Source organism: Streptomyces sp. NPDC002776 (genome assembly GCF_053592195.1).
In genome coordinates, this window is the sequence record NZ_JBSFVG010000064.1 from 1 (window position 1) to 1,457 (window position 1,457).

At 67.9% G+C, this 1,457-nt stretch carries 1 protein-coding gene; it reads right to left on the reverse strand.

The window, feature by feature from the left end:
- Window positions 1-221: 221 nt before the first annotated feature.
- A complete protein-coding gene (locus ACWD11_RS35155; RefSeq protein ID WP_451287968.1) occupies window positions 222-1,394 on the reverse strand; it encodes an IS4 family transposase in 1,173 nt (390 codons plus the stop codon).
- Window positions 1,395-1,457: the final 63 nt, after the last annotated feature.

The following is a 1,457-nucleotide window of genomic DNA, read 5'->3' on the forward strand; positions in this document are numbered from 1 at the left end:
CAATGCCGTTGCATTACGTGGTTGAGGGTTGTGGTCGTTTGATGCGGACTGCTCGGGCGCCGGTGTGGGTGGGTTGGGGCCAGGTGTGGTGTTCGATCCGTTTCAGCCGGTAGTTGGACATCTTGCGTTTGACGACGCGGGGCTGGCTGCGTAGGCGTCTGCGTGGCAGGAGGCGTTCGAGCAGGTCGTGCTGGAGCAGGACAAGTGCTTGGACCAGCAGCTCAGGGGGAAAAACTGCCCGGCGTGACGGTCACGCTGCGCCGGGCGGAGCGCAGGGTTTCAGTGAAGGAGACCCGGTCGGCGTCCAGGCCCCGGGTGGCCGCGGTTCTCACCATCAGCTCACGCAGCGCGTGATGGACCAGCAGGTGGGCCCAGATCTGCTGCAGGACGCCGTCGGGCGTCTTGCTGGTGAGCACGACGCGCGATCCGCGTTGATGAGTTTTGAGTTCGGCGAAGACAGCCTCCGCCTCCCAGCGTTCCTGATAGAGCGCAGCCAGCTGGCGGGCGGGATAGCGACGGGCATCGAGCAGCGTGGTCACCAGCCGGTAGTCACCCGCTTCACGGGCGGTGCCGTGCAGCCGGTATGCCACCACCCGCACCGTGACCGGATCACGGTGCGTGCGGTCGGTAGCGGCGTGGATGCGCGAGAGCCAGGATCCGTCCGGCAGCATCCGGTCGACGGGCAGGATCCGGTTGGCGGGCACCCGCCACAACAGATCGGCTCCGCTGTCGGTGAAGGCCCTCCACAGGGGCACGCCGAGAAACTCCCGGTCCGCCAGCAGCAGTTCGCCGGGTCCGCAGGAGCGGGGCAGGCGGCTGACCAGGGTAACTTCGCCGGTGCGGCAGCCGGCCAGCTCCGCATCCAGCACAAGGTGGGTGCCCACCTCGATCAGGCAGGCCATCCGCACCTGGGGAAAGCTGGACTTGTCGTGGCCGCGGCTGTTTCCCGGACGGCCGAAGGCGGCCTCATTGGCCGGGCTGTCGGCCGCGTCCCAGCAGGTGGCATCCACCGCCAGCAGCCGCAGCCCCCGCCAAAAGCACCCAGGAGTGGCCTCGGTGCCCATCGGTTTCGCAGTCGTGGCAAACAGCACCCGCAGCGGCTCCGACCCCAGACGCTGACGGGCCCGGAACAGCGACGACTTCGCCGGGATGCGCCACTCGCCCAGCAGCCCCTGGCCACGTAGGCTCTCCACCAGGTGCCGCATCACCTCCAGATACGGCGCAGGCGAGAACAGGGCAAGAGCGAGCACGAAATACACCACCAGCCGGGCCGGCAGCAGACGTCTGCGCTGCTCCGCACGACCACAGGCAGCCACCACACGATCCACCAGCCCGGGCCGATACACCCAGGTCAGCAGTCCCAGCCCCGATAACTCGCCGACATCCGCAGACACCCGCACCACCCCCGGGAAGCACTACGCAGCAGCGTACGCCCGCAGACTAAAACAACGGCATTG